Source organism: Shinella sp. AETb1-6 (genome assembly GCF_009826875.1).
Classification (GTDB): domain Bacteria; phylum Pseudomonadota; class Alphaproteobacteria; order Rhizobiales; family Rhizobiaceae; genus Shinella; species Shinella sumterensis.
This window is the reverse complement of sequence record NZ_WUMM01000009.1, coordinates 167,536-191,538: the sequence shown is the minus strand read 5'-3', so window position 1 is coordinate 191,538 and position 24,003 is coordinate 167,536. Positions and strand designations below refer to the sequence as shown.

At 60.7% G+C, this 24,003-nt stretch carries 22 protein-coding genes; 12 read left to right on the top strand and 10 right to left on the bottom strand.

Annotated features, from left to right (window positions below):
* Positions 1-66: 66 nt before the first annotated feature.
* From GR158_RS17430 to GR158_RS17410, 5 genes are all read right to left on the bottom strand, one after another.
* Positions 67-723, bottom strand: coding sequence for a methionine ABC transporter permease (locus GR158_RS17430; protein WP_134650272.1), 657 nt, complete (start codon positions 721-723; stop codon positions 67-69).
* Positions 704-1,765: a methionine ABC transporter ATP-binding protein gene (locus GR158_RS17425; RefSeq protein ID WP_160871965.1), complete on the bottom strand. Its 1,062-nt coding sequence runs from the start codon at positions 1,763-1,765 to the stop codon at positions 704-706. Before GR158_RS17425 ends, GR158_RS17430 begins: the two co-directional genes overlap by 20 nt.
* 77 nt (positions 1,766-1,842) lie before the next feature.
* On the bottom strand, positions 1,843-2,673 hold the full coding sequence (locus GR158_RS17420; RefSeq protein ID WP_134650270.1) for a MetQ/NlpA family ABC transporter substrate-binding protein: 831 nt from the start codon (positions 2,671-2,673) through the stop codon (positions 1,843-1,845).
* Positions 2,674-2,867: 194 nt separating this feature from the next.
* On the bottom strand, positions 2,868-3,995 hold the full coding sequence (locus tag GR158_RS17415; protein ID WP_371731731.1) for a YeeE/YedE family protein: 1,128 nt from the start codon (positions 3,993-3,995) through the stop codon (positions 2,868-2,870).
* Between the two features lie 133 nt (positions 3,996-4,128).
* Positions 4,129-5,055, bottom strand: coding sequence for a sulfurtransferase (locus tag GR158_RS17410; protein ID WP_160871963.1), 927 nt, complete (start codon positions 5,053-5,055; stop codon positions 4,129-4,131).
* A 639-nt stretch (positions 5,056-5,694) separates the two neighbouring features.
* Between GR158_RS17410 and GR158_RS17405 the strand changes: the two genes are divergently transcribed.
* From GR158_RS17405 to GR158_RS17390, 4 genes are read left to right on the top strand one after another with little or no spacing between them, the layout of a single operon-like run.
* Positions 5,695-7,041, top strand: coding sequence for an NtaA/DmoA family FMN-dependent monooxygenase (locus tag GR158_RS17405; protein ID WP_160871962.1), 1,347 nt, complete (start codon positions 5,695-5,697; stop codon positions 7,039-7,041).
* Positions 7,042-7,069: 28 nt separating this feature from the next.
* A complete protein-coding gene (locus tag GR158_RS17400; protein ID WP_160871961.1) occupies positions 7,070-8,038 on the top strand; it encodes a glycine betaine ABC transporter substrate-binding protein in 969 nt (322 codons plus the stop codon).
* Positions 8,039-8,041: 3 nt separating this feature from the next.
* Entirely contained in the window at positions 8,042-8,890 is an 849-nt protein-coding gene (locus tag GR158_RS17395) for an ATP-binding cassette domain-containing protein (protein WP_160871960.1), read from the top strand.
* Complete coding sequence (locus GR158_RS17390; protein ID WP_160871959.1) at positions 8,887-10,389, top strand: proline/glycine betaine ABC transporter permease; 1,503 nt, start codon at positions 8,887-8,889, stop codon at positions 10,387-10,389. Before GR158_RS17395 ends, GR158_RS17390 begins: the two co-directional genes overlap by 4 nt.
* Positions 10,390-10,513: 124 nt before the next feature.
* On the opposite strand, the gene GR158_RS17385 is transcribed toward GR158_RS17390, so the two are convergent.
* The 3 genes from GR158_RS17385 to GR158_RS17375 are packed head-to-tail and all read right to left on the bottom strand — an operon-like array spanning position 10,514 to position 14,400.
* On the bottom strand, positions 10,514-11,722 hold the full coding sequence (locus tag GR158_RS17385) for an acyl-CoA dehydrogenase family protein (RefSeq protein WP_160871958.1): 1,209 nt from the start codon (positions 11,720-11,722) through the stop codon (positions 10,514-10,516).
* A complete protein-coding gene (locus tag GR158_RS17380; RefSeq protein WP_160871957.1) occupies positions 11,719-12,999 on the bottom strand; it encodes an SfnB family sulfur acquisition oxidoreductase in 1,281 nt (426 codons plus the stop codon). Before GR158_RS17380 ends, GR158_RS17385 begins: the two co-directional genes overlap by 4 nt.
* 30 nt (positions 13,000-13,029) lie before the next feature.
* Entirely contained in the window at positions 13,030-14,400 is a 1,371-nt protein-coding gene (locus GR158_RS17375) for an LLM class flavin-dependent oxidoreductase (protein WP_160871956.1), read from the bottom strand.
* A 203-nt stretch (positions 14,401-14,603) separates the two neighbouring features.
* Between GR158_RS17375 and GR158_RS25415 the strand changes: the two genes are divergently transcribed.
* The 7 genes from GR158_RS25415 (at position 14,604) to GR158_RS17340 (ending at position 21,708) form a co-directional block, all read left to right on the top strand.
* Complete coding sequence (locus GR158_RS25415) at positions 14,604-15,560, top strand: homocysteine S-methyltransferase family protein (RefSeq protein WP_246665695.1); 957 nt, start codon at positions 14,604-14,606, stop codon at positions 15,558-15,560.
* On the top strand, positions 15,463-17,148 hold the full coding sequence (locus tag GR158_RS17365) for an ABC transporter substrate-binding protein (protein WP_371731737.1): 1,686 nt from the start codon (positions 15,463-15,465) through the stop codon (positions 17,146-17,148). The genes GR158_RS25415 and GR158_RS17365 overlap by 98 nt, the downstream gene beginning before the upstream one ends.
* A gap of 53 nt (positions 17,149-17,201) precedes the next feature.
* Entirely contained in the window at positions 17,202-18,197 is a 996-nt protein-coding gene (locus GR158_RS17360) for an ABC transporter permease (protein WP_160871955.1), read from the top strand.
* Between the two features lie 29 nt (positions 18,198-18,226).
* A complete protein-coding gene (locus tag GR158_RS17355) occupies positions 18,227-19,006 on the top strand; it encodes an ABC transporter permease (protein WP_160872000.1) in 780 nt (259 codons plus the stop codon).
* Between the two features lie 2 nt (positions 19,007-19,008).
* On the top strand, positions 19,009-20,616 hold the full coding sequence (locus GR158_RS17350) for an ABC transporter ATP-binding protein (RefSeq protein WP_160871954.1): 1,608 nt from the start codon (positions 19,009-19,011) through the stop codon (positions 20,614-20,616).
* A gap of 293 nt (positions 20,617-20,909) precedes the next feature.
* Positions 20,910-21,095: a hypothetical protein gene (locus GR158_RS17345; protein WP_134650257.1), complete on the top strand. Its 186-nt coding sequence runs from the start codon at positions 20,910-20,912 to the stop codon at positions 21,093-21,095.
* A complete protein-coding gene (locus tag GR158_RS17340; protein WP_160871953.1) occupies positions 21,085-21,708 on the top strand; it encodes a helix-turn-helix domain-containing protein in 624 nt (207 codons plus the stop codon). Before GR158_RS17345 ends, GR158_RS17340 begins: the two co-directional genes overlap by 11 nt.
* 47 nt (positions 21,709-21,755) lie before the next feature.
* Here GR158_RS17340 and GR158_RS17335 read toward each other — a convergent pair whose 3' ends face one another.
* On the bottom strand, positions 21,756-22,085 hold the full coding sequence (locus GR158_RS17335; protein ID WP_160871952.1) for a hypothetical protein: 330 nt from the start codon (positions 22,083-22,085) through the stop codon (positions 21,756-21,758).
* Positions 22,086-22,678: 593 nt separating this feature from the next.
* On the opposite strand from GR158_RS17335, the gene GR158_RS17330 reads away from it, so the two are divergent.
* A complete protein-coding gene (locus GR158_RS17330; RefSeq protein WP_160871951.1) occupies positions 22,679-23,032 on the top strand; it encodes a TIGR01244 family sulfur transferase in 354 nt (117 codons plus the stop codon).
* 116 nt (positions 23,033-23,148) lie between these two features.
* Here the strand turns inward: GR158_RS17330 and GR158_RS17325 are convergent, their stop codons facing one another.
* Positions 23,149-23,937 (bottom strand): transporter substrate-binding domain-containing protein, encoded by a 789-nt coding sequence (locus GR158_RS17325; RefSeq protein WP_160871999.1) that lies wholly within the window; start codon positions 23,935-23,937, stop codon positions 23,149-23,151.
* Positions 23,938-24,003: the final 66 nt, after the last annotated feature.

The window sequence follows — 24,003 nt, the reverse complement described above, 5'->3', positions numbered from 1 at the left end:
CATTTCATTCGAAACTGTCGGCCGAGCCGAAAGGTAGTCGTTTAGAAAGGCGATTGCCGGCGACCGCTAGCCACGATGGTCGACCGCATCCACTGCACGGTCGCCAAGCCATTGGATAGCGGATACCAAAATGATCAGCACGACCACGACCGCGACCATGACAGCCGTTTCGAAGCGCTGATATCCGTAGCGAATGGCAAGGTCGCCCAGGCCACCTGCCCCGATCGCTCCGGCCATGGCGGAGGCTCCGATCAGCGTGACGACCGTAACGGTGAAGCCCGCAACCAGACCCGGCAGGGCTTCGGGTATCAGAACCTCGCGTACGATCGTCCAGCGGTTGCCGCCCATCGCGCGGACCGCCTCCACGAGACCACGATCCACCTCGCGAAGGGAAACCTCGGCGATGCGTGCATAGTAGGGCGTGGCTGCGATGGCGAGCGGTACAATGGCGGCCCAGGTGCCGATCGACGTACCGACGATGAGCCGCGTCACCGGGATGAGCGCGACGAGGAGAATGATGAAAGGAACGGAGCGAAAGGCGTTGATGATGGCGCCGAGCACGATGTTGACGCGACGTGCCTCCGCGATACCGCCGCGGGCGGTCATCACAAGCGCTAATCCGAGCGGCAATCCGAAGACGAGCGAGATCAAGCCAGACGCCGCCGTCATGAGCACGGTTTCCCAGAGGGATCGCAGGAGCAGTTCAAACAGGATCTGCGACATGGCCGAGCACCTCCACATGCGCGCCGAGAATTTGCGCCGATTGCAGGAAAAGAGAGAGAGATTCTGACGGCAGCGAGAGGAAGAACCGGCCCACGGGCTGGCTGCCGATATGGTCGATGCCGCCATGGATCAGGTTCAAGCCGTCGGGGAAGGCGCGTCCGATATCCTTTAGGAAATCCGTCGCGGCCGCGCCGCCGACATCCGCGGCAACGATCACCGTCGCAGTTGTGGCCTGCGTCAGACTGCCTGCAATATGCGCGGGCAGTTGTGGACGCACACCGCTCAGCAAGCTTCGGGTCGTATCGCTCTGCGGGTGCGAGAAAATCTGCCAAACGGGGCCCTCCTCGACGATGCGACCATGATCGAGGACGACCACGCGGTCGGCAATCGCACGGACCACTTCCATTTCATGCGTGATGAGCAGGATCGTCAGACCGAGCCGGCGGTTGATATCGCGCAGAAGCGCAAGGATGGACCGTGTCGTTTCCGGATCGAGCGCGGAGGTCGCCTCGTCCGACAGAAGGAGCGCCGGCTGGGCGGCAAGCGCGCGCGCGATGCCGACGCGCTGCTTCTGACCGCCCGAAAGCGCCTTGGGATAGGCGTTGGCTTTTCCGGTAAGCCCGACAACGTCCAGAAGCTCCGCGGCCCGTGCCAACCGCTTCGCTCTGGGCCATCCCTCGATCTTCAACGGCAACGCGACATTCTCCTCCACCGTCTTCGCCGACAGCAGATTGAAATGCTGGAATATCATGCCGATCTTTCGGCGGAGCGGCTGAAGGTCCGTCTCGCCAAGGCGGGTGATGTCGCGCCCCTCAATCTCGATCGTGCCGGCATCCGGTCGCTCCAGCCCGTTAAGGCAACGGATCAGGGTTGATTTTCCGGCGCCGCTTCGGCCGATAATGCCGAGAATCTCTCCGCGCTGGACATTCAGCGAGACGCCATCAAGCGCTGCCGTTGCCCCGAAGCGGCGCTTGACGTCCCTAAGGCGGACGACGCTCTGGTCCTGAGATGCCGTCGAAGACGGCGGCATATGGCTGTTCATTGCATAGCTTTCGAAAACGACACCAGCCCGCGATGGCCAAAGGCCTCGCGGGCTGGTGACTGGAATGTCCAAGAGGGTCAGTAGGCGCTGATGCCCGTGCCCTTGTATACGCGGTCAAACTCGGCCTTCACGGCGTCGTTCTGATAGGCCGAAACAAGCTCCTTGACCCAGGGCTCTTTCTCCGATTCAGTCCGCACCGCGATGAAGTTTCGGTAGGGATTGTCGGCAACCGGTTCCTGCGCAATACGGTTCTCGGGCGTAAGACCACTCTTCAGCGCCCAGTCGGTATTGACCACAGCAGCATCGAGATCATCCACCGAGCGTCCGACGATGCCGGCATCGAGTTCCTTGATTTCGAGGTTCTTCGGGTTTTCCGAGATGTCGGCAATCGTCGCCAGGATACCAGTGCCGTCCTTCAGTTTGATCAGCCCTTCGTTCTGCAGGACCCGAAGTGCCCTGCCCTCGTTGGAGGGATCGTTGGGGACGCCGATCACGGCACCGTCAGGCAGATCAGCCGTCTTTGCATGCTTCTTCGAATAAAGACCGATCGGCCAGACGCCGGTATACCCGACGGGGACGATCTTGTAGCCGTTCTGCTTGATCTGGTTTTCGAGGTAGGGGAGATGCTGGAAGGCGTTTGCGTCGATTTCGCCGCGCTCAAGGGACTCGTTGGGCTGCGTATAGTCATTGAAGACGACCGTTTCAATCGTAAGTCCCTTCTTGGCGGCCTCAGCCGTGACGACGCGCCAGACATCCTCGTCCTCACCGGAAATGATGCCGACCTTCAGCACCTTCTTGTCCTCGGCAAAGACAGGTGACGAAGGCAGGGCAGCAATGGTGAAGGCGGTCGCGGCAAGGGCGGCGAGGAATGTGCGGCGAGAGAGGGAGGCGAGAAGTGCTTTAGTCATGTTCGTCGGCTTTCGTTACGTCGGAAACACCATCGTTTCTGCATTCGAAAATCGCAGATGCCGTTTTTTTGAACAACGAATGGTGGCCTATGCCTTCGCCGCAAACGGAATTTCCATGCCCGCAGGCGCTGCACCCACGGGCATTATTTTCTACTGCTTTAATAGACAATCAGTGCGGCTGATTGCATCTTGGATTACATGCCGGTGCGCAGGCGACGCATCAGGGCGAGCGTCGCAACGGCGCCCACAGTCACGAAGACCAGAAAAATCCAGCCGGACACCGCACCCGCATGGATGCCCGAGAGGAGAACACCGACGGTGCAGCCAAGACCCGTCATCGCTCCCCAGCCCATGAGGACGCCTCCGACGAAGCGCGCCCCAAGCCCCCGTGCATCCGGCCAAGACGGCTTAAACCGTCCAGCCGTCAGCGCGGCGGCAAGGCTGGCCAGCACCATGCCGATGACGAAGACGCCGTTCGGCGAGAGCAGGGACGTCTTTATGGCACTGATGCAGCCGCGAACCGTATCCAGCCCGACCAACGTTTCCGGCACCAGCCCGACGGAGTGCCCGGCGGTTCTGGCAATGCTCCCCAATTCGGCAGTCACCCCAAGGGGTGCCACGCGCAGATAGGCGACCGCTCCGATAACGGCGACGAGAACGCCGGTGACGACCGGCGGCCAACGATCCTCGAATATCCGCTTCGATGGCGCCGCGGACGTCGCCAGCCCGCCATGCGCCTCAGCCTTGCGGATAACCAGCCAGGCCAGCCCTCCAATGACGGCAAGTGATGCGGTCGTTGCACCGGCATATCCAAGGATGCCTGGCAGCCACACGGAAGGGTCGTCGAAGACCGTGTTTGTATAAAGGGTATTCCAGGTCAGGAAGCCCAGAACGAAACCGATTGCAGCGCCGAAGAGCGCAGCGAGCGACCCGAACGCACCCTCGCCGAGCCGATAGAGATGAGCCGACAGGCAGGAGCCGGAAAGGGCCATGCCGACTCCGAACGCTGTTGCGGCAAGCGCGAGCACCCAGCCGACGGGACCGATATGGGCGCCTGGCGGCAGGCGGTCGGGCTGCGGGACCGGCACCCATGCGCCGAGCACGGCCTGGTAAAGGACAATGCCCGTCGAGAGTGCGACAAGGATCGCGACGAGGCCGGAGGCATCGCGCCTCTCCACGAAATCACGGAGATTGCAGAGAAAGCAGAAACGTCCCCGCTGCAGAACCGTCCCGAAGGCCGCGCCGGCAAGAAGCGAAAAGGAAAGTGCCCGGCCGGCAGCGTCCTGGGCGAGCCAACCACTCCAGAGAAGGATGACCGCCACTATGACTGCGGAAAGGATTCGAGGTAGAATGAGGGGCATTGTGATCCGGCAGCAAAAATAAAATGGTGGCGAGCGCATTCAGCGCTCGCCACTGGGATCATTCAGCGTCGGGCATAACCGCGCGCCAACCTGATTACTTTCCGGTCCAGATGGTGCCGGCGACATTCTTGACAGGCACGCCGACCGCATTGCCGTACTCGGTCCAGGAGCCATCGTAGTTGCGCACGTCGTATCCGAGGATCTTCTTCAGCGCGAACCAGGTGTGGCTCGACCGCTCGCCGATACGGCAATAGGTGATGACCGGCGTCGAGCCATCGATGCCCTGTTCCGCGTAGATTGCCCGGATGTCCGCCTCAGACTTGAAGGTTCCATCCTCGTTTACGATCTTCCCCCAGGGCACGTTGACGGCGCCCGGAATATGGCCCGCGCGAACGGATAGTTCCTTGACGCCGTCCGGCGCAAAGATCTTGCCCGCATATTCGTCAGCCGAACGGATGTCGACGAGTTTGACGTCCTGCTTTCCCTCTGCCACGGCAACGACGTCGACGAAGCGCGCACGTACGGAGGTGTCGCGGTCGGCAAGCGTGAGGCTCGAATCGGGATGATCGGGCAAAGCGGTATCGAGCGGAAGGCCCTCAGCCTCCCAGAGCTTTCGTCCGCCATCGAGCAGCTTCACATTGTTGCCGAGACCATAGACCTCAAAGACCCAGGCGCCCCAGGCGGCAAACCAATTGTTGTTGTCGCCGTAAAGGACGATGGTCGTATCCTTATCGACACCGGCGTCGCGCAGGACCTTTTCGAAAGCTTCGCGGCTCGCAATATCGCGCCGCTCCGGATCGACGAGATCGGTATGCCAGTTCAGATGTGCGGCGCCCGGAATATGGCCGCGTTCGTAAACGCCCGTGTCGACGCTCACCTCAAAGATCCGCACCTTCGGATTGTTCAGATTCTCCTGAACCCATTTCGCATCGACTAGCGCATCCGATGCGAGTGCCGTGCCCGCCGTAAGCGCGAATGTTACTGCGAATGCCGTAAGCCCTTTTACACCCCAGACTGCCATGAACGTCTCCCTGATCCGATGTTGAACAGACAGAAGATCGGCAGCTTTTCAGCGAGAATGAAGAAAATTTATTCTATAGATTTGATGTATATTAAACCATTGTCTCGTTTGACGAAAATTGTTCACGAGGCCGTGAATTCAGCCCGGAGACTGCTCACGAGATCGTTATCCCGAGCCTCAGAGAATGCGACTCCAACACAGTGCGGGTCGGGATGCAGCGATGCATTTTCGGGCGCGCGGTCTCGTGCTGCCTCGCGTGATTTGGCGTTCTTGACGGTGTCGTCAGCGAAAATCGCAAGGACATGCGGGGCAGCCACCCGATGTACCGGAGGAAGGGCGAACGGCCAGATGAGGGAAATGCGATGAAAAATCCCGTCGCAGGCGCTGGAAGAGAATGAGATTTCTTACTCAAACTATAGAAATTATTATTTTGAACGCACTGTGACGAGCAATCGCGCAGGAGCAGACAGAAAGCGATCATGACCCAAACTCCCAACTCTCCGATGCCATGCTGATTGTCAGACCTTCCCCCGAAGAATTCGGGAGCTCGTTTAGATAGTTCCACCCACAGATGCCACCGGTCAAACAGCGCAGCTGTAGCATCACGTCGGCATCGCCATGATTTCGTGAAATTTTCAAATGTCTCGTCGCAAGATTGTTCTCGGCACCATCCTCTATCCGAGCGGCCATCATGTCGCCGCCTGGCGCCACCCGTCGACGCAGGTCGATGCCAACGTCGATGTCGACCACTATATCGCGGCCGCGCGGGACGCAGAAGCTGCCGGCTTCGAAATTGCGTTCATCTCCGATCGCCTCGGCATCCCGAAGAGCCGTGCGGAAGCGATACGGCGCGTTGATGAATGGTCGCATGGGTTCGAGGCGCTGACGCTTGCCGCCGCTGTTGCGACCGCGACGCGGACGATCGGCGTCGTGGCGACAGCCTCCACCACGTTCAACGAGCCCTATAATCTCGCGCGCCAGCTCGCCTCCCTCGACCTCATCAGCAAGGGACGGATCGGCTGGAACATCGTTACATCGTCTCTCACCCCGGAAAGCGAGAACTTCAATCCCGGACCGGATTTCGACCACGCCGCGCGCTATGCCCGCGCCGACGAGTTCGTCGCGGCGGTTCTCGCGCTCTGGCAGAGCTGGTCGCCTGACGGTCTCGTGCGCGACAAGGCTTCAGGCGAGTTCTTCAAACCGGATGCCGTCAGGCCCATCGATTTCGATGGTACGTACTTCCGTAGCAAAGGGCCGCTGAACGTCATTCCGTCGCGGCAGGGGCGGCCGCTTCTCGTCCAGGCGGGGTCATCAGATGCCGGCAAAGCGCTGGCGGCAAGAACCGCCGACGTTGTTTTCACCGCGCAGACGGACATCGTTTCGGCTCGAGGCTTTTACCAGGACATTAAACGGCGCCGCGCTGACGCTGGGCGAAACGCCGATGACGTTCTGGTCCTTCCGGGTATCTTCCCGGTGATCGGCGCGACGAAGGCGGAAGCTGAAGACAAGTATGCCGCGCTTCAGGATCTCATACAGCCGGATGTCGCGCTTTCATTGCTGGAGACCTATCTCGGCGATGTCGATCTTTCGGGTGTCGATCCGGAGGGGCCGGTGCCGGACCTGCCGGTCGCAAATTCCATGAAGAGCCGTCAGACATTGCTGAAGGACCTCGCCGTCCGTGAAAACCTCTCTGTGGCTGCCCTCGCCCGCCGGATCGCCGGCGCCCGCGGTCATTTCCAGATCATTGGAACAGCGAAGGATGTCGCCGACCAGATCGAGGACTGGAGTGAGAGCCGCGCTGCCGATGGCTTCATGCTGCTCCCGCCGACCTTTCCGGTCGGCCAGGACGACTTCATCACCTCCGTCGTGCCGCTGCTGAAAGCACGCGACCTTCTCAATCCCGGCCCGGACGGTGGCACGTTGCGCGCCCGGCTCGGTCTCGACCCAATTGCGCAGACGCGTGACGCCGCCAGCAGCCACGCTTGATCACTTCCCTCGAACCACGGACCAGACCATGCAAACCATCATGAAGACCCTTCTGGCAACCTCGGCGGCTCTTGCCGTCCTGCTCTCAGCCGAAGCGAAAGCTGCCCCCATCACGGTTGCCGACCCCGGCTATGCCACCGCACAAGGCACCGCCTACGTGGTAAAGGTCCTGCTCGAAGAGCAGTTGGGCAAGGAAGTCGAAGCAGTCAAGGCCAGCTCCGTTCCCGTCATCTGGGAGGCACTCAACCGCAATGGCGGTGAAATCGACATCTGGACCGATGTCTGGCTCCCGAACCAGCAGGCGCTTGTCGACCAGTATGCGACAGAAGATGGCAAGGTGAAGCTCGCAGCCAATTCCTATGCCGGCACACAGGGCTACTGCACCACCAAGGCGATAGCCGACGCGCATGGAATTCACTCCGTCTTCGATCTCTCCGATCCGGCGAAAGCTGCCGTTTTCTCCGCGGATGGCAAAGGCAAGGGAAAAATCTGGATCGGAGCGGCCGGCTGGCTTTCGACGAACATAGAAACGGTGCGGGCACGCGATTATGGCTTCGCTGATTTCTTCGACCTTCAGACCACGGACGAAGCGGTCGCGACCGCGGATCTCGATGCGGCGGTCAAGGCCGGCAAGGGCTGGATCGGTTATTGCTATGGTCCTCACCAGAACTTCGCTCGCTACGAACTCGAAGTGCTGGAAGAACCAAAGCATGACGATGCGGCCTGGACCTTTGTCGAGCCATCCGATCCCAACTGGCTGGAGAAATCCTCGATCAAGTCGGCCTATAAAGACGCGGCGATTCATATCGCATATTCCAAGTCGCTCGCCGATAGCGCGCCGGACGTCGCTGCCGTTCTGGAGAAAGTGACCTTCACGACCGACGAGGTCAGCAAACTCGCCTACGCGATTGCCGTTGACGGCAAAACGCCGGAAGAGGCCGCCAGGGCATGGCTTGCCGCCAATCCCGATGTGGTCGCCGGCTGGATCGGAAACTGACCGATGATCGAACTCGAGGACGTCTGGAAGGTCTTCGGCAAGGATGAGAACGCAATCCTCGCGCAGGCGCGTTCGGCCGAACCCGACCCGGCCGCCCTCGAGCGCCTGGGCGCTGTCATCGGCGTCGGCGGCGCGAGCCTCACCGTCAAGCGCGGTGAGCTCGTTTGCCTGATGGGCCTTTCGGGCAGCGGGAAATCGACGCTCGTGCGTCTCGTCAACCGCCTCCTCGAGCCGAGTGCGGGACGGGTCAGGATCGACGGCAAGGATATTCTCGCGCTGGGGCGAAAGGCGCTTCGCGACCTTCGTTCCCACCGGATCGGCATGGTCTTTCAGTCACACGCGCTTCTCAGCCATCTGTCGGTTCGCGACAATGTGGCCCTGCCGCTGGAAATCCGCGGCGTCGCGCGCACGACACGGGAAGATACCGCAGACGAAATGCTTGCTCGCGTCGGTCTCGATGGTCTCGGGGACCGCCGCGTCTCGGCATTGTCCGGGGGCATGCAGCAGCGTGTGGGCCTTGCCCGTGCACTGGCGGCCAATCCGGACATCCTCTTGATGGACGAGCCCTTCAGTGCACTCGATCCGCTGATCCGCTATGACCTCCAGACGCAGTTCCGGGCGCTTTCACGCGAGCTTGGCAAGACGACTCTCTTCGTTACGCACGACGTGGACGAGGCATTCCGGATCGCCGATCGTGTCGTGTTGATGCGCGCCGGCCGGATCGTCCAGACCGGAACGCCGGCCACGCTTCTGGCGGCGCCCGCAGACGACTATGTCCGACGGTTCGTCGAACATGCGCGGCCACTTGCTGCAAGCCGGCATGAGGCGACCACGATAAGGGCCATCGCATGACCGACATACAAAGCCGCGACGTCGCAATCGACCGCTTCATAGGCAGCAACAGCACCTATTATCGCGCCGCGTTTCACAAGATCGGTGCGCAACGGGGATATGCGCCTTCCTTCAATATGGCTGCAGCGATTTTCGGCCCGGTATGGCTCGGGGGCCGGCGCCTTTGGGCCGCCTTCTGGCCGTTTCTGATCGCCGAGCTTCTCGCCTTTGTGCTGATCGCCTTTGCGCTTTCAGGGGGCGCCGGCGCGGACCGAGCGGCCCGTGCCGATCGTCTCGAGGGCCTGGCCGCCGTGCGCCTGCAAGAAGCGACCACCGCCAATGAAACCGACGCGACGTCCTCCCTGGCCAAAGCATTGACCCGGTCAGCGGCGGCCCTTGGCGACGCGGCTCGTCAGGCGCGCGAAGAAGCCGGTGCAGCGAATGCCCAAACATCCCTTATCGTAACGCTCGGCCTCGCCCTCTTTCTTGCCGCAAGGCTTACCACTGGCGCTCTCGGCAACCAGCTTGCCGAGCGGCGATTTCGCGCCTGGCGGCTCGGCGGCGAAAAGGTCGAAGGCGGTTTCAGCCGCCTTCACGCGGCCGGCGTTGCGTTGCTTCTCGGCATCCTCATTCCCACCATCGCTTTCCATTTTGCTGACAGGGAGCTATTCCGGGCTTTTCCAAGCAATCCAGCCTGGAATTCCGCCTCGGCCGTTTGGCTGGACGGCGTTGTCTCAGCGATCAGCGGCACCGTCGCACCTGTGGCAAATGGAATGACAAACGGCATCAATGCCGTCCTCACGCTGACGGAAGCGGTGCTGACCCAGACACCCTGGCCCGTCGTCATGATCATCATTGTCGCGGTCGCCTGGCAACTCGCCGGTTTCCGCGTCTTCCTGCTTACGGCCGTCGCTATCAGTTATCTTGCCATCCTCGGATACTGGGAGAAGAGCATGCAGACCGTGGCGCTCCTCGGTACGGCTGCTCTGGTCTCGATAGCGATCGGCATCCCGCTGGGGATTCTCTGCGGCTACAAGAGGCGCGTCGCCGGGGTCGTCCGCCCCCTCCTTGACTTCATGCAGACCATGCCGGCCTTTGTTTATCTCATCCCTGTCATAGCCCTCTTTGGCATTGGCAAGCCATCCGGCGTTATAGCCACGATCATTTTCGGTATTCCGCCCGTCGTTCGCCTGACGGCGCTCGGCATCACGTCGGTCCCCGCCTCCGTCCGCGAAGCCGCAATTGCCTTTGGCGCGTCGCGGCGTTTCATCCTCTTTAAAGTCGATTTGCCGACGGCGGCTCCCTCCATCATGGCCGGCGTCAGCCAGACGATCCTGATGTGCCTGTCTATGGTTGTCATTGCCGCCTTGATCGGCGCGAAGGGCCTCGGCGAAGACGTGCTCCATGCGCTCCAATACGCCGCGCAGGGTCAGGGGCTGCTGGCAGGTCTCGCCATTCTGCTTTGCGCGATCGTTCTGGATCGGATCGTTCAAGGTCGTGGAACGACGGCACGGGATTAGTCGAAGCGCCCGGCCCGCCGTGCTAAAACGGGCTTGGCATTTCCAAGGCGGCTGCCGCTCGAGCAAGCGCACCATCAGCGAACCACCGGTATCGCGGTGCGTTCTGTCTTGCGACCACGCAAACTCAGGTGTAACCCCGAACCGGCGTAATCCGCCCATTGAGCCAATAGTTTCCCACTTCGCGCGCCTTGTAGACAACCGGGTCATGCAAACTGTGTGTCCGTATGTCCCGCCAGAAGCGGTCGAAGCCGTAGATGTTCGACGTCGCACGCGCGCCCATCAGGTCGAAGACGCGCGCGCTTGTCTCGAGCGCCACACGCGTGGTGTTCACCTTCGCAGCATAAACTTCGGCAGCGGCGGCCGTGCGCTCCTCATGCGTCAATGCGCGGGCCTTTGCGAGCGCTGCGTGCAGCGTCTCGCCGGCCCTGTCGGCGAGCGCTTCGGCGGCCAACAGTTCGGCCTTCAGCAACCCGAAATGCTCAAGGATATATGGGTCTTCCGTGGCACGTTGTACATTTGATGCCTGCCACGGCCTTGTCGTTGTCCGGATATAGTTTCGCGCCTCCTCAAGAGCGCCGATCGCCGCACCGAGATAAACGTTCACGAATGTAAGCTGCATCATCGGAATGCGGGTCGTCATCCAGGCGGGCTGCTCCTCATGCGGCGGCAGTTCCGCAAGCACATCGCCAGCGTCGACCCGTACGTCCTTGAACTCGATCGTCCCACTTTCACTTTGGCGCTGCCCGAAGTGGTTCCAGTCGTCGATAGCGACGACCCCGTCACGGCGTCGCGGCAGCGCGACGATCACCGTGCGGCCATCCCGATCCGGGAAGATCGACAGCATGTCAGCGATGCTGGCGCCAGAGGAGAAGCTTTTACGGCCATTAAGTCTGTACCCGTCTCCATCAGGCGTAAGGATGAGGTTGGGCTCGCGCGGATTACCGGAGCCTGACCAATGCCAGCGTTCCCGCACGGCGCGTCGGCGCAGGTCGGCATCTTCACGCGATGCGTCGTAGCCGCCCGGTGTCTGGCTCATGACATAGTGATAGCCAAGCAGCTGCCCAACAGACGGATTGGCGCTCGATATATTGCGCACGAGTGCCAGAGCATCTTTCCAGGCATAGCCTGCACCGCCGTAAAGCGTCGATTCGACGATCGTCAGAAGGCCCGCATCGCGCAAGCGCGCAAATTCCTCAACAGGAGGAACGCCCGCGCGCTCTCGCTCGGCGGCCGTTCGGCGAAAATCCTCCGCGAGCGCCCTGGCAACGTCAAGCCATGCCGTGTCGTCGCGCTTGCATGTTGTCGCCGTCTCGGCGCCACTGACCGCAATCATTCGCCCGTCTCCTTCTGCAGCACTTTCGTCTCGACGCCTCTTGAACGATCCCCGTGTTGTTTGGGAGGAATGCCGTTCAGCCAATAGTTCCCGACCTCATGGGCGCGCCAACGGATCGGGTCATGGACAGAGTGGGTCCGGACATTTCTCCAGAACCTGTCGTAGTTGAGTCCGCCACGCGTGGCGCTGGCGCCGCCAAGTTCTATCAACTTGCTCGACGCCTGAAGTGCGACGTCGGCGGACGCCATTTTCGCTTCTGCCACGGCAACCGCTGCCTCTGCCCAGCCGTCGCTGTCCGGTGAGGCTGAAACGCGATCGAGAATAAACCCTGAACGTTCGATCAACGCCTCCGCAGCGTGCAGGCGCATCGTCAGTTCACCGATCTGGAGGATGGTGTGCGGATCCTCCGCCGCACTTGCTATGCCGCTGTCCGCCCACGGTCGCGCCTTTTCGCGGATAAAGCGGATAGCCGTATCGATCGCGCCGCGCGCGGTACCCGCATCGATCGCGGCGTGCATGATGTGGGCGACCGGATTGCTCAGCGAAAACCCATCGGCTCCATGTGTGGGAACGACAGCGTCCGCAGGCACCGTCACCTCTTCGAGGATGGTCGTGCCACTGGCCGTCGTGCGTTGGCCAAAGCCGCTCCAGTCGTCGACGAGCGATAGGCCGGGGGTGTCGGACGCCAGAAAGACGAAGGCGCGCTTGTCATGCTCGTCAACCACCAGCGGAACCACCCAGTCTGCAAACAAGACGCCGGAGCAGTAGTACTTGCGGCCGCTAAGGCGATAGCTTTCACCGTCGGGAACCAGCGTGGAGCGGATCGCACTTGCCGTCGGCGTACCGAGCTCGGCAATCGCATTGCCAAACCGGTCTCCTCCCAGCACACGCGAATAGAGAAAACGCTTCTGCGCCGCCGAACCGCCCCAGCGCAGAACTTCCAGCAGGAAGTAATGGTTCTGCGGAATCTGCCCAAGACTGCCATCGGCGGCAGAAATCGTCTCCACGACCTTTGCGAGCGTGCCATAGGAAACCTCGGCACCGCCGTGAGATTTCGGAACGGTAATGGCCCACAGGCCGCTTTGGGAAAACGCATCGACCTCTTCATACGGCAGGCGCCGATCGCGGTCACGATCGGCTGCCTCCACGGCGAACCGTTCCGCCAATCGCGCTGCCACGTCCAATGCCTCCGTGTCGGAGGTGATGATGTGGGCTGGTGCGCGGGCGCGGGTCCTTGCCCCTATCGGCAGGCTTACGGATGGAAAATGCTCGTTCATGTCTCACTCGTCATTCTGAGTTGGCCGGCATCATGCCGGCCGGCGGAACCGGGCGGCGGGATGGGCCGCATCGATGTGGGGAGAATCCGTCTCGAACAGTTTTTCGCGCAGGGAACCGCGCGCATAGTCGTGTTTGAAAAGTCCCTGCTCCTGCAGCACCGGAACAACCAGGTCGACGAAATCGCGCAAGCTTTCGGGGGCGACGGTACGGGGCAGGTTGAAGCCGTCTATGTCGCCGATCTCCACCCAACGCCGCATGACCTCGACAATCTGCTCCGGCGTGCCAACAACAGGTTTTTGCCGGCTCCCGAGAACCATCTGATCGATGATGCGCCGGACGGTCCAGGCGCTGTCAGCGCTTCGCGTGGTAATCGCCTCCAGCGCCGAGTTGTTGGCGTTGGTCTTGCGGTAGGTAATGGGCTCATCCGGATCGAGCCGGCTGAGATCGATGCCGATCGAACTCGAATAGTGTGCAAGGGCGCCCTCGATATCGGCATAGCGGCGATAGTCTTCGAACTTGTCGTAAGCCTCCTTCTCGGTGCGACCAACGACGACACTGAGGCCCGAAAACAGCTTGACCGAGCGGGCGGCCCGTCCCGCAGCAACCGCCTTCGCGCGGATATCCGCGACAATCGACGCAGCGGCCTCCGGCGAACTCGCGCCTATAAACGCGCATTCCGCGTGCCGTGCAGCAAATTGGCGTCCGCGCGTGGAAGAGCCCGCCTGATAGAGCACGGGCGTGCGCTGCGGCGAGGGCTCCGATAAGTGGATGGCGTCGAGCCTGTAATGCTGGCCTTCATGCCGGATGGGACGAACCTTGGATGGATCAGCATAAACGCCCGCCATGCGATCCACGCGTACGGCACCGTCTTCCCAGCTTTCCTCCCAGAGGCGGTAGAGCACATCCATGTATTCGTCAGCGACATCATACCTGGCGTCGTGGTCCGGCTGGGCCGATAGCCCCATGCCGCGCGCCGCGCTGTCCAGATATCCCGTGACGATGTTCCAACCTATCCTGCCGTTTGTGAGATGATCGAGCGTGGACAGGCGCCGCGCAAGAAGATAGGGCGGCTCATAGGTGGTGTTGACCGTCACGCCGAACCCGAGGTGTTTGGTGACATACGCCATGATCGGCACGATCAGGAGCGGATCGTTGACGGGGGTCTGCGCGCCGGATGCGATGGCAGTCGAGGGATCACCCTTGTAGACGTCATAGACGCCGATAATGTCGGCGAGAAAAATGCCATCCAGCTTGCCGCGCTCGGCCGTACGGGCGAGGTCGGCCCAATACTCCATCGTATTGTAGCGGCTGGAGGTGTCGCGGGGATGTCGCCACATGCCGTGGTTGATATGTCCGACACAGTTCATGTCGAATGCGTAGATGTGAATGTGCCTAGACATACGGTACCTGTCGCCCAATTGCCTTCCCTTGCGGGGTGAAGCAGCTGGCGACTTATATCGAAGGCACCGCCCCGCCCTAGGGCACGAATTTATATAATCTACTATTTTTATAGAAAATATAATCTTCTTAATGTGTGCGATCGCTGCTTTTGTCTGGCAAGCCGATCAATGGCGGTTACGCCGCGATCCCCAACAGATTTAGCATGGAGACGCTGATGTCCTCAGCAGTAACGATACTTGATGGAGGCATGGGCCGAGAACTCCTCAAAAGCGGCGCGCCGTTTCGCCAGCCGGAGTGGTCGGCCCTTGCGCTGATCGAAGCGCCGGAATTCGTCGAGCGCGCTCATGATGCCTTCATCGCCGCCGGGGCCTCGGTGATCACAACCAACAGCTATGCCGTGGTGCCATTCCATATCGGCGAGGAGCGCTTCGCCGAGAATGGGCTTGAACTCGCGGATTTGTCAGGCCGCCTCGCGCGCGCCTCCGCTGGAAAGGCCGGAAACGCGGTCCGCGTTGCCGGCTCGCTTCCGCCCGTCTTCGGCTCCTACCGTCCCGACCTCTTCGACGCGGCCAAGGCGCCGGAAATTCTTGACGTGCTGATCAAGGGCCTTTCGCCCCATGTCGATTTCTGGCTGGCCGAGACACAGGGATCGACCGCGGAGGTCGAAACCATTCGCGCCGTCCTGGGCAGCGACGAGCGCCCCCTGTGGCTGTCATTCACCCTCGAAGACCGCAAGGACGTTGACGCCATTGTCTCAGGTAGCACTCAGCCCATCCTGCGTTCCGGTGAGTCGGTAGCGGATGCTGCGGTAAAAGCTGCCGAACTCGGCGCAGCCGCCCTGCTCTTCAATTGCAGCCAGGCGGAAATCATGGAAGCTGCCGTCAAGGCGGCACGCGAGGCACTGGATGAACGGGGCTTTGCAACGCCCATCGGCGTGTACGCGAATGCCTTCGTGCCGAAACCGGAAAACACGGAGGAGATCCGTGCCAACTCGGGCCTCAGCGGCTTGCGTGAGGATCTCGATCCGCCAGGCTACCTGCTGTTTGCGCGCCGTTGGGTCGATGCGGGCGCGACGATCGTCGGTGGATGTTGCGGGATCGGTCCCGAGCATATCGCGGAACTGCATGAAACCTTCCACCCCCGTCCCGTTGCCGCTTAACCTCTATTTCCGGAATTCCGTCATGACACACATCATTCGGCCAGGCGCCTCCCGTTCTCTCGAGCTTGACCGCCGCAGTTTCCTCAAGGCCAGCGCGGCGGTTGCCGCCGGCTCTCTGCTTTTGCCAAGCATCTCCCTTGCCGCCACCCAGCCGAAGAAAGGCGGCCACCTGATCCTCGGCATCGACAACGCCTCGACGTCCGACCGGCTCGATCCCGCCTTCTACTTCGAAGCCTACACGTACAATGTCGGTCTGCAGCTGTTCAACACATTGACCGACCTCAACGAGGACGGCAGCCTGCGCGCCAGTCTCGCGGAAAGCTGGGAGCCGGCCAAGGGCGGCAGCGAATGGATTTTCAAGCTGCGCAAGGGCGTGCAGTTCCACAATGGCAAGGAACTGGCGCCGGAAGACGTCATCTATTCGCTCAACCATCACCGCGGCGAGAAATCGGAATCGGCCGGCAAGGGCTACCTTCTCAGCGTCACCGACATCATCAAATCGGGACCGAACGAGGTTACCTTCAAACTCAACGGACCGAACGCGGATTTTCCCTACCTGCTCGGCGATGTTCATTTCGGCATCACGCCGGATGGCGAAAATTTCGACAAGGGCATCGGCACCGGCGCCTTCATTCTGGAAAACTTCCAGCCGGGGGTTCGGACGCTCGCCCGCCGCAATCCGCAGTACTGGGATCCGGAACGAGGCCACGTCGATTCAGTTGAGACGGTCGCATACAATGATAAGTCCGCGCGCGTTGCGGCCCTTCTCAGCAATTCGGTGCACCTCATCAATAATGTCGAAGCCCGCGTTGCCCAGAGGTTGAAAGGCCAGGATAACATTACGCTTCACACGGAGGCCGATTCCTCGATCATTCTTTTCCCAGGACGGGCCGACGCGCCGCCGTTCGACAATCTCGATGTGCGCCTGGCACTGAAGTACGCGATCGACCGCGAGCAGATCGTCGCGTCGATCCTCAATGGTGCGGGATCCATTTCGAACGACAACCCAATCTTTCCCTCCAACCGCTATTTCACGAATGACGTTCCACAGCACGTCTATGATCCGGACAAGGCCGCTTTCCATTGGAAGAAGTCAGGCTTCGACGGAAAAATCGTTCTCTCCGCGGCGGAAGGGGCGACATTCTCGGGTGCGCTCGATGCGGCACAGCTCTACCAGCAGACTGCAACCAAGGCCGGCATCCCCTTTGAGGTCAATCGCGTTCCGGCCGATGGCTACTGGAGCGACGTATGGCTGAAGCATCCTTTCGTCGCTTCAGGTTGGGGTGCACGACCGACAGCCGATGCGATGCTCTCTCTGATCTATCTCTCGGACGCGCCGTGGAACGAATCCGGTTGGAAGAGCAAGGCGTTCGACGACCTTGTGCTTGCCGCGCGCGGCGAGCTCGACGAGGGCAAGCGCAAGCAACTCTATCACGATGCGCAGGTTCTGATCATTCAGGAGAATAGCTCGGTGATCCCGGCCTATGCTGCACAGACGAGTGCGTCCGCCGCCAACCTCAAAGGTTACAAGGCGATTCCTGGCCAGAACGGTCCGCGAACGGCCGAGAAAGTCTGGTTCGATACCTGATGCAATGCCTTGCCGGCCGGGTGTCCCGGCCGGCCGGCGTCCGGAGACATTCAATGACCATCGCAATCGCGGCCCTGCAGAGACGCCGCCGGCATCGTGGATTGTGGGCCTATATCGCCCGTCGTCTTCTGGCCGGCGCAGCCCTGCTGTTGGTGCTCTCCAGCCTTATTTTCCTCGGCACGGCACTTCTGCCGGGCGATGCGGCATCAGCCCTTCTCGGCCGATCTGCAACGCCGGCTGCCCTGGCGGAGCTTCGGGAGAAGCTCGGTCTCGACCAGCCGCTGATTACCCGTTACCTCACGTGGCTCTCCGCCTTCGTGCAGGGCGATCTCGGCAACAGCCTGATGAATGGCCGCGCCGTTTCCGACAGCATCGCCGCACGATTGGGCAACACGTTGTTTCTCGCCGGCTTTGCCGCCAGCATCGTCATACCGCTTTCAATCTTTCTCGGCCTGTTCTCTGTGCGCTATCGCGATAGCGTCATCGACCGGACGATAACATTCGTCACGCGCGGGCTTGTCGCTCTGCCGGAGTTCTTCGTCGGCTATCTCCTGATCTATGCGCTGTCGATATCACTCGGCTGGTTTTCGAGCAGCAGTACGGTTTTTCCCGGCATGAGCCTTTCCAGCCGTGTCGTGGCAACCGTGCTGCCCTGCCTGACGCTTGTGATTGCCATCACAGGGCATGTGACCACCATGGTGCGCGCCTGCGTGCTCGACGTGCTTTCGCGCCCCTATATCGAAATGGCCGTGCTGAAGGGTGTACCGCATGGAACCATCGTCTGGCGGCACGCCCTTGCAAATGCTCTCTCGCCCATCATCAATGTCGTATTGATCAACCTTGCCTATCTCGTCGCCGGCGTTGTCGTCGTCGAGGTCGTGTTCGTATATCCCGGCATGGGCCAATTCATGGTGGACAGCGTCTTCAACCGCGACATCCCGGTCGTGCAAGCGTCGGCGCTTCTCTTCGCCGCCATCTATATCGGTCTCAACCTTTGCGCAGACGTTCTTGCCGTTCTTGCCAATCCTCGTTTGGGATTCACGTCGTGACGCGCACGTCCAAGCTACCGGTCTCCGTGATGCTGTCGGGTGTCGCGATCGCACTGTTTACCGCTGTCACGGCTCTTGCCCCGGTCCTGGCACCTTACGGCGTAAACGAGATCGTCGGCATCAGCTGGGATCCGCCTTCGCTTTCGAGCCCGCTTGGAACAGACATGATCGGTCGCGATCTCCTGTCACGCTTCATCTGGGGAGCACGTGTGACGATCCTGACAGCGGCAGCCGCTACCCTTCTCGCCTGCCTGCTCGGCGCAAGTTTCGGCATCCTGGCCGGACTGCGCCGCGGTTGGCCGGACATGGTGCTGTCGCGCTTCGTGGACCTCGTCATGGCAGCGCCGACCTTGATCCTTGCGATGGTGCTGCTCACGATATTGCCCAGGTCGCTCGCCTTTATCGTCGCGATCATGGCATTGATCGAAGCCACACGCTTCTATCGTCTTGCGCGGCTTATAGCGGTCGATACCGCTGCGCTGGATTTCGTCGAGTCCGCCTATCTGCGCGGAGAAAAAACGCTCTGGATTATCTTCCGGGAAATCCTGCCGAACGGTATTATGCCCATCCTCGCGGAATTCGGCCTGCGCTTCATCTTCACCGTCCTCTTTCTGTCGACGCTGTCCTTTCTCGGGCTCGGCGTCCAGCCGCCGCTGACCGACTGGGGCAGCCTGATCAAGGAGAACAAGGACGGCCTTCTGTTCGGCATCACCGCCGCCCTGCTGCCTGGCGTTGCCATAGCCTTACTCGCCGTCGCGGTCACGACGATGGTGGACTGGATCACCGCCGGCGAAAACGGGGGACGATGAACATGACGACGTCGCTGCTCGAAATCCGCAACCTGACCGTCCGTGCGCACGGCAATCCGGCAGCACCGCCGCTTGTGAACGACGTGTCGCTTCAAATGGAACGGGGGACGGTTCTCGGTCTCATCGGCGAATCGGGCGCGGGAAAATCCACGATCGGACTTGCCGCCCTCGGATATGCCCGCGCTGGAACATCGGTAACATCAGGTTCCGTCCGGTTCGACGGGATCGACCTTTTTCAAGAATCCGAGTCCTACCGCCGTGCGCTCCGCGGGCAGCGGATCGCCTACGTCGCGCAGTCTGCAACGGCATCCTTCAACCCGGCCTTTCGTCTGCTCGACCAGATCATCGAGTCATGCCTTCGCGTCAATCGTCTGGACCGCGGTGCGGCGCAGGAGCGCGCATTGACCTTGCTGGACGTGATGGGTCTCGATGCAAGAACCATCGCAATGCGCTTTCCACATGAAGTGTCCGGTGGACAGCTGCAGCGCGCGATGACGGTGATGGCGCTCTGCGCTCGGCCGGATCTCATCATTTTCGATGAACCGACGACAGCCCTTGACGTGACGACCCAGCAGGAAGTCCTCAAAGCGATCCAGCACGCCATCGAGCTCCAATCAACGGCGGCGATATATATAAGCCATGATCTCGCGCTCGTCAGTCAGGTCGCCGACCGCATCCATGTCCTGCGTCATGGTTGCACTGTTGAGGAAGCGCCGACAATTGATCTCGTGACGCGGCCATCCACCCCCTATACCCGGGCTTTACTCGAAGCGGGCGTGCACGAGACAACGGTTGGTCACCGTGATGCCCACGTCGCGCTGGAGCTGCAAGGTATTACTGCCGGCTACCAGACGGGTTCTGCGATCGTTCGGGATGTTTCTCTCGCGATCGGACGCGGTGAGACCCTTGCCCTTGTCGGAGAATCGGGCTCGGGGAAATCGACACTCGGTCGGGTCGTGAATGGGCTGCTGCGGCCCCGCACTGGCCGCATCCTCTTCGACGGGCGGGAACTGGCCCCGTCGATTCACAACAGGCCACTCGCCGACAGACGCGCTATCCAGACCGTGCATCAAACGCCCGATACGTCGCTCAATCCGCGACATCGGATCGAGGAAATCGTCGGTCGGCCACTGGCGATCTACGAGAACCTTGGCAGGCAACAGCGCAAGGACCGCGTCGGGGCGCTCCTGGAACAGGTCGAACTTTCTCCGAGCCTTGCGCGTCGTTTTCCGGCAGAGCTGTCCGGCGGCCAGAAGCAAAGGGTGGCCATCGCGCGGGCGATCGCCGCACGCCCACAGATCCTCATCTGCGACGAACCCACATCAGCCCTCGATACGCTCGTGGCACGCGATGTGCTTGCACTTCTGATGCGGCTGCAGGCGGAAAACAGCATCGGCTGCCTTTTCATTACACACGACCTGAACATTGTCCGCTCTATCGCGAGCCGCACCGCCGTACTGCGGCATGGGCAAATCGTTCGGGCGGGCTATACGTCGGAGGTGCTCGCACCGCCGTTCGACGACTATACGGGAAAGTTAGTTGCAGCCGTTCCCACGCTGCCCCGCGTCGACCCCGAACCAGCCTTAACGTTGAAATGGAATGCCGGTTAGAGGTCGGGCTTGGCAGGCCGTTGAGAAGAAGCGAAACCTGCGGCCACAACCGACCGCCGCTTTTAGACCGACTAGGTGAGCACGGCAACGAGAGCGGGCGGGAATGGCCAATCCCCTCTGGTGTGCTTCATGGTCTCACGTCGCAACTTGCGGCATCAAAAATCGTTGATTGTTTTACATCCGACCCTGCCGAGGGAAAACTTTTCCCGCGGCACCACCCATTTTGATCGGCCCTGCCTTTAAAGCGGGCGAGAACCACATAATTCTTATAGATAATTATCTGAGGAATTTTCATGCCAGCCGAGAACACCAAGATTGTCGATTTCCAGGCATATCGCGATGCACGCCGCAAGGCGACCGCGCCCTCTCTTCCGGCGCAGGCGGCAACGGCCCCGGCTGGTCTTCAACCAATGGTGATGTGGGTTCCCGTTTGGGCCTACTTCCCGGTCATGGCGAGCCCGTGGGCCTATGCCCAGTGATACTGCCGCCGTGCTGGACCACCTCCCTACCCCGGCACCGTCAGACACGATCTGCATCCGCACGGGTCAGCATCTGCGGCGGCTTAGGACGCGGCGCGGCTACTCGCTCGACCGGCTAGCAAAAGTTTCGGGCGTCAGCCGCGCCATGCTGGGCCAGATCGAAACCGGCAAGAGCAGCCCGACTCTGAGCATTCTCGCCAAGATCGCCGCAGCCCTCGAGGTCACCTGCGGTTCGCTGATCATCGAGGCGGAAGAGCCGACGACCGTGTTGCTGACCCGCGCTGGCTCGAAGACATTGTCGTCCAGCGACGGTAAATTCGAGACCCGCGCACTCTTCCCTTATGATGGTGATCGCACGGTGGAATTCTATGAGCTCCGGCTGGCACCTCATCATTCCGAACGCGCCGACGCTCACCGGCACGGCACCGTAGAAAACCTTGTTGTCACCGAGGGCACCGTTGAAGTGATCGTCGGCAAGCAGCCTTACATTCTCGGCGAAGGCGACGCCCTGCTCTTCGAAGCGGACGTACCGCACGTCTATCGCAACATGACCGGCAGCCCTGCGACGGTCTATCTCGTCTCGACCTGCAAAGACGTCATCCACCAGATATGAAAAGGCCTCCCGTATGGGAGGCCTTGTCGCTCTTCAGGCAATGCGCCTCAAGCGGCCATCGTGCAGCACATCGTCATACCGCCGCACATCATCATCATCGGCATGCCGCCATTCATCATGGCCATCATGCGCTTGCAGCATTCCATGAACATGGCCTGGTCCATGCCTTCCATCGGCTTCATCTCGCACACCATGCCGGCTTCGGTCATCTTGTAGGTCATCATGCCCATCATCATCGGCATGGGCATCATCATGGGCATGCCGCCCATCATGGGCATTCCACCCATCATCGGCATCATGCCGTTCATCATCATCGGCTGGCCCATACCGCCCATCATGGCATTCATCATCGGCATCATGTTCATCGCAGCGTTCATGGAGGTCTCCCGGCTCACGGCCCGTATTTCGCGTTTCAATGACCGATTGGATAATTAATCCCGCCGGGATGCTCAATGCGATAAATTTCTTCCAATAATCTTTCCTCCATTAGAACAGCGCCATTTTTTATAACGGGGATGAAATTGTACATGATCGCGGAAATCCCTCCACGATAGTGGAGTTGAGCCCTGCCCTTCGTTTGGCGTGCTGGGTGATCTTTGCGTCGAGACGATCGAAAATGGCCGGATTTTGCTTTAATCTACAATTTTCATAGAGAATTATCGGGCCAAGCGAACAACGCAATGACATCCCAGGGCTCGTCACCATGACAGGTATTCACGTCAGATTTTCAAACATCCAGGCTCGGGCGAAGCGAATCTCGTTCATCGAAATGCCGAACCACCTGAACAATGCTGAGCCTTCGACCGGACCCAGTCCGCTGATCCATCGGGAGCGCGGATTTTGAAGCGCCATGGTGAACTGGTCTGGTTCGTCACTGGTGTGGCACTGGCCATGATCCTCGTTGCTGCCGCTCTATGGCTCAGCCTGTCGGTACGGGCACTGGGCTTCCTATAGGAAAGGACTGATTGAGATGGACATCCGCAAGATCGACGACGACTATTCCGTTTCCCCGCAGATCGAACCCGAGGACGTCGATATCGTCAGCCTGCTGGGTTTCAGGTCTATCGTTTGCCACCGGCCTGACAAAGAGCAGGCCGATCAGCCGACCTTCGCCTCCATCGCAGAACGGGCCGCCCAGTTGGATATCGCGGTGCGGCATATCCCCGTTCTATCGTCCGGGCTGACGGACGAAGCCGTCAGCGACATGGTTCAGGCACTCGGCGACCTGCCCCGACCGATACTCGCCTATTGCCGCTCCGGCGCTCGATCGACGAAGATTCACGAACAGGCGCTGCTGCTTCTGAGGGTCGGAGTTCGTTCATAGCCGTCGCAAGATGAGAGTTGCGGTTCATGAAGGCGGAGGGGGCCGCCCAGCAAGTGCGAGGCGATATCGGCAGAAATGCAGGCCGAGCACGTTCTATGCCCGGCCCGATGCGATCATCATTGAATGGTCTTGATCGGGTCCTTGGGCGCTGGATCAAAGCCGATGAGGTCGGTCGTCAGCTTGGCGTAGGTGCCGTCAGCCACCATGTCCGCAAGGGCCTTGTTGATCGCTGCTACGAGATGCGGCTTGCCCTTCTTGATGGCGAAGCCCTTTTGGATATGGCTAACATAGTCATCGGTCATTGCGAACGGCAAGCCGGAGTTCTTGATTGCCCAGCTTCCGGCGATGGCATCCGTGATGGTGGCATCGATGTTGCCGTTAGCCATATCCTGCATGGCGTCGGACTCAGCCTTATAACCCTTGACGACAGCGCCGTGCTCTTCCGCGATCTTGGCGAATGTCGAGGAGACGAGCGCTCCGACGGTCTTGCCCTTAAGGTCGGCTGCACTCTTGATGCTGGAGTCCTTCGGCACGACGATGCGGCCACCGGATTCGAGCCAACCGTCTGCGAACGTCACTTTTTCCTGGCGGGCTGCGGTGATGTCCATTGACGCGCTGATCACGTCGTACTGATTGGCCTCAAGACCGACCAGAAGCGAATCCCACTTGATCAGGACCGGGGTATATTCAAGGTTCAAACGCTTGGCGATCTCCGTCATGACGCGGATTTCAAGACCGTCCAGCTTGCCATCCGGGGCGCGCATGCTGAAAGGCGAGAATGTGCCTTCGGTGGCAGCCAACAGCTTACCGGGTTGCAGGAGTTCCAGATCGGCGGCGTTGACGTTTGGGGTGACAGCCAGACCGGCGAAGACGGCGGCGGCTACGATCAGAGCTTTTAATTTCATGTTCCAGTTCCCTTGTTGTTTGTGCATTCTCTGTTCAAGGACATCGTGGATGCCTGTGATTTCTTC

Excerpts from the sequence above, each read along its gene's own strand:
- GR158_RS17335 (WP_160871952.1), bottom strand. The coding sequence starts at position 22,085 with ATGAACGCTGCGATGAACATGATGCCGATGATGAATGCCATGATGGGC.
- GR158_RS17365 (WP_371731737.1), top strand. The coding sequence starts at position 15,463 with ATGCGGGCGCGACGATCGTCGGTGGATGTTGCGGGATCGGTCCCGAGC.
- GR158_RS17360 (WP_160871955.1), top strand. The coding sequence starts at position 17,202 with ATGACCATCGCAATCGCGGCCCTGCAGAGACGCCGCCGGCATCGTGGA.
- GR158_RS17325 (WP_160871999.1), bottom strand. The coding sequence starts at position 23,937 with ATGAAATTAAAAGCTCTGATCGTAGCCGCCGCCGTCTTCGCCGGTCTG.
- GR158_RS17340 (WP_160871953.1), top strand. The coding sequence starts at position 21,085 with ATGCCCAGTGATACTGCCGCCGTGCTGGACCACCTCCCTACCCCGGCA.
- GR158_RS17425 (WP_160871965.1), bottom strand. The coding sequence starts at position 1,765 with ATGAACAGCCATATGCCGCCGTCTTCGACGGCATCTCAGGACCAGAGC.
- GR158_RS17350 (WP_160871954.1), top strand. The coding sequence starts at position 19,009 with ATGACGACGTCGCTGCTCGAAATCCGCAACCTGACCGTCCGTGCGCAC.
- GR158_RS17395 (WP_160871960.1), top strand. The coding sequence starts at position 8,042 with ATGATCGAACTCGAGGACGTCTGGAAGGTCTTCGGCAAGGATGAGAAC.
- GR158_RS17420 (WP_134650270.1), bottom strand. The coding sequence starts at position 2,673 with ATGACTAAAGCACTTCTCGCCTCCCTCTCTCGCCGCACATTCCTCGCC.
- GR158_RS17410 (WP_160871963.1), bottom strand. The coding sequence starts at position 5,055 with ATGGCAGTCTGGGGTGTAAAAGGGCTTACGGCATTCGCAGTAACATTC.
- GR158_RS17345 (WP_134650257.1), top strand. The coding sequence starts at position 20,910 with ATGCCAGCCGAGAACACCAAGATTGTCGATTTCCAGGCATATCGCGAT.
- GR158_RS17390 (WP_160871959.1), top strand. The coding sequence starts at position 8,887 with ATGACCGACATACAAAGCCGCGACGTCGCAATCGACCGCTTCATAGGC.
- GR158_RS17355 (WP_160872000.1), top strand. The coding sequence starts at position 18,227 with ATGCTGTCGGGTGTCGCGATCGCACTGTTTACCGCTGTCACGGCTCTT.
- GR158_RS17400 (WP_160871961.1), top strand. The coding sequence starts at position 7,070 with ATGCAAACCATCATGAAGACCCTTCTGGCAACCTCGGCGGCTCTTGCC.
- GR158_RS17430 (WP_134650272.1), bottom strand. The coding sequence starts at position 723 with ATGTCGCAGATCCTGTTTGAACTGCTCCTGCGATCCCTCTGGGAAACC.
- GR158_RS17405 (WP_160871962.1), top strand. The coding sequence starts at position 5,695 with ATGTCTCGTCGCAAGATTGTTCTCGGCACCATCCTCTATCCGAGCGGC.
- GR158_RS17330 (WP_160871951.1), top strand. The coding sequence starts at position 22,679 with ATGGACATCCGCAAGATCGACGACGACTATTCCGTTTCCCCGCAGATC.
- GR158_RS17380 (WP_160871957.1), bottom strand. The coding sequence starts at position 12,999 with ATGAACGAGCATTTTCCATCCGTAAGCCTGCCGATAGGGGCAAGGACC.
- GR158_RS25415 (WP_246665695.1), top strand. The coding sequence starts at position 14,604 with ATGGAGACGCTGATGTCCTCAGCAGTAACGATACTTGATGGAGGCATG.
- GR158_RS17385 (WP_160871958.1), bottom strand. The coding sequence starts at position 11,722 with ATGATTGCGGTCAGTGGCGCCGAGACGGCGACAACATGCAAGCGCGAC.
- GR158_RS17375 (WP_160871956.1), bottom strand. The coding sequence starts at position 14,400 with ATGTCTAGGCACATTCACATCTACGCATTCGACATGAACTGTGTCGGA.